The 2951-nt window shown below is 74.0% G+C and carries 3 protein-coding genes and 1 pseudogene; 1 reads left to right on the forward strand and 3 read right to left on the reverse strand.

The window, feature by feature from the left end; translation table 11 throughout:
* Nucleotides 1–5 precede the first annotated feature (5 nt).
* Nucleotides 6–992 (reverse strand): nucleoside hydrolase, encoded by a 987-nt coding sequence (locus AC1DP0_RS20410; RefSeq protein WP_478088129.1) that lies wholly within the window; start codon nucleotides 990–992, stop codon nucleotides 6–8.
* A 144-nt stretch (nucleotides 993–1136) separates the two neighbouring features.
* Nucleotides 1137–1352: a hypothetical protein gene (locus AC1DP0_RS20415; RefSeq protein ID WP_478088131.1), complete on the reverse strand. Its 216-nt coding sequence runs from the start codon at nucleotides 1350–1352 to the stop codon at nucleotides 1137–1139.
* 10 nt (nucleotides 1353–1362) lie between these two features.
* Here AC1DP0_RS20415 and AC1DP0_RS20420 point away from each other — a divergent pair, with 10 nt between their 5' ends.
* On the forward strand, nucleotides 1363–2388 hold the full coding sequence (locus tag AC1DP0_RS20420) for a glycoside hydrolase family 3 N-terminal domain-containing protein (RefSeq protein WP_478088133.1): 1026 nt from the start codon (nucleotides 1363–1365) through the stop codon (nucleotides 2386–2388).
* A 302-nt stretch (nucleotides 2389–2690) separates the two neighbouring features.
* Here AC1DP0_RS20420 and AC1DP0_RS20425 read toward each other — a convergent pair.
* Nucleotides 2691–2951 (reverse strand): annotated as a pseudogene (locus AC1DP0_RS20425) (tRNA (adenosine(37)-N6)-threonylcarbamoyltransferase complex transferase subunit TsaD); the annotation flags it as partial.

A 2951-nucleotide genomic window follows, 5' to 3' on the forward strand; every position in this document is an offset into this window, starting at 1 on the left:
CCCCATCAGCGCTCCCCCGTACGGCCGAGGAGCGTGTCGGCCCACAGCGCGGCGTAGCGGGCCCCGTCGACGCCGAGGGCCACCTCGATGCGGACCGGGGGCTCGCCGTGCGGATCGTGTGCCATGTCCCCGCTCCAGTCGCGGCGGTCGACGATGGTGCGCCCGCGCGACCACGTGCCCGCAAGCTCGATCCGCAGCGGCAGCGTCTCCGTCGTCAGCCCGGCTCGGTCGATGACCGCGCAGACGGCGCCGGCGTCGCCGATCGTGGACGCGTCTCGGCCGAACCGCTCGTTCTGGAAGGCGATCAGCCGGCCACCGAGCTCGGCCGCCCCTCGGCCTCCGACCGCGATGAGCTCGTCCACCACGTCCGCACCGACGACCGGCTCGTAGAAGACGTCGAGGCCGTACATCGTCACCGGGATGCCGAGGTCGGCGGCGGCGTCGAGGGTGACCGCGGCCGCCTCCGGGTCGTGGAAGACGTTGAACTCGGCCGAGGCCGTCGCATTCCCGACGTGCGCCGCGCCGCCCATGAAGACGATCTCCGAGATGCCTTGCGCTGCATCGGGATACGTGCGCAGCAGGAGCGCGATGTTGGTCAGGGGCGCGAGCGGAACGAGCGTGACGGGACGGTCGGTCTCAGCCGCCTGGCGGCAGATGTCGCGGAGCAGCTCGGCGTGGCGTCGGTCGGTCCGGGTTGCCGGTGGGCCCCAGCCGAGGTCACCCATGCCGTCGTCGCCGTGGACGTGGCGGGCGTCGACCGGAGCCTCGAGCAGGGGCCGTTCGGCGCCACGAGCGACCGGCACGTCGGTGCGGCCGGCCGCCTCGAGGACGAGCAGCGTGTTGCGCACGACATCGTCGACGGGCGCGTTGCCACCGACGCAGGAGACGGCCCGCAGGTCGAGGGCGGGGTGGAGGGCGGCGAGGAGCAGCGCGCACGCGTCGTCGACTCCGGTGTCGACGTCGAGCACGACGGGGGTGGGTTCGGTCGTCACAGCCGCAACGTACCGGTTCGGGTCGCCCCAGCCCTGCCCACCGCAGTCCACTGCAGCTCACCGCGCCTCACCGCAGCAGGTCACCCGCGACGACCCCCGCCGAGGATAGGCTCGAACGATGCGCCAGAGCCCCCGCGGACGCGGTCACCACCGCAGCCTCCCGACGGCCGTCCTGGTGGCCGCCGCGACGTTCGCGGCCGCCTGCTCCTCGCCGCCGGTGGCCACCTCCCCCTCCTCCGTCGGCACGGCGTCCGCCGCGGCCCCGACGACGGCGCCCCCGACGACGTCTGCCGCGAAGCCTGCCGCGACGACGAGCAGGCCTGCACCGCCCGCGCCCCCAGCGTCGTGCGCCTCTCGCATCGTCGCCGACATGGACGCCGGCGAGCGGGCCGGCCAGCTGCTCATGGTCGGCCTCGACCACGCCGCGAGCCGCACGAGCCTCGACGCCCTCGTCACCAGCCGTCACCTCGGCGGCGTCATCCTCCTCGGTGGCTGGACGGGGGGCGTCGACAGCGTCCGTGCGACGACGCGGCACCTCGCTGCCCTCGCGTCGAAGGGGACCACCGCGGGGCTCGGGCTGCTCCTCGCCGCCGACCAGGAGGGCGGCGCCGTGCAGCAGCTGCGCGGCACCGGTTTCAGTCGTATGCCGTCGGCCCGCGTCCAGGACCAGGGCTCGCCGGGCGCCCTGACCGCCAGCGCCGCCCGGTGGGCGACCGAGCTGCGCCAGGCCGGGATCAACGTCAACCTGGCGCCGGTCGCCGACACGGTGCCGACCTCGATCGGCCGCGCCAACGGCCCCATCGGCCAGTACGACCGGCAGTTCTCGAGCGATCCCGAGCGGGTCTCGCGCATGGTCGGTGCCTTCCTCGCCGGCATGCGCGCCGGCGGGGTGGCCGCCACCGTCAAGCACTTCCCGGGCATCGGGCGGATCACCGGCAACACCGACGTCACGGCGAGCGGCATCACTGACCGCACGACTACCGTCGACGACCCCTACCTCGAGCCGTTCCGCACGGGCGTCCAGGACGGCGTCGAGCTCGTCATGGTGGGCTCGGCGACCTACAGCCGCATCGACCCCGGCACCAACGCCGTCTTCTCCAGGGCGATCGTCACGGACCTGCTCCGCGACCGGCTCTCCTACGACGGCGTCGTCATCACCGACGACGTCGGCGCCGCCAGGGCCGTGGCCGCCGTGCCGGTCGACGAGCGCGCCACGCGCTTCATCGAGGCCGGGGGCGACATCACCCTGACGGCCCGACCGGCCACCGTCCCCGCCATGCACGAAGCCATCACGACGAAGATGAAACAGAACCCCGCCTTCGCCAAGCAGGTGCAGACCGCCGCCACCCGAGTCGTCGACCTCAAGCTGAGAATGGGCCTGGCCCACTGCCCCTGACCGACCGGGCGGGAACGACCGTCACCAGCCCGGGGATGAGCCACCTGCCCCACCGCCCCCCCAACCTTCCGGGCACGAGCCGACGACCGAGCGGGGGTGCAGATAGCGCGTGGCCGGGTCACACCCGGCCAGGACGAGAGGCGCGCGTTGGTCGAGAAGGAGGGCGCGCGGGCGCCCGAGCGGCATCGGCAGCCGGCAACCGGCATACGCAAGTAGGCGTGGGCTGGGACGGCCGGCTGACGCTCCACGCCGCGAGGGCGTGCGCGCACCCGACGACCCARCCACGCGGACCTGAAAGCGCCCTAAGCCTGGACGAGCGTGACCGGCATCGACGAGTCCGTGGGAAGCCCGAGGTCGCTCGGCTCGCGCCCCTTGGCCACCATCTGCGCCCCGAGCGCCGCCACCATCGCCCCGTTGTCGGTGCACAGCCCGGGCCGGGGAACGCGCAGGGTGACGCCGGCCTTGGCGCACCGCTCCTCGGCGAGGGCGCGCAGCCGCGAGTTGGCCGCGACGCCGCCGCCGATGAGCAGGTGGTCGACGTCGTGCTCCTTGCAGGCGAGCAG

The organism is Terrabacter sp. P5_B1 (genome assembly GCF_056400505.1).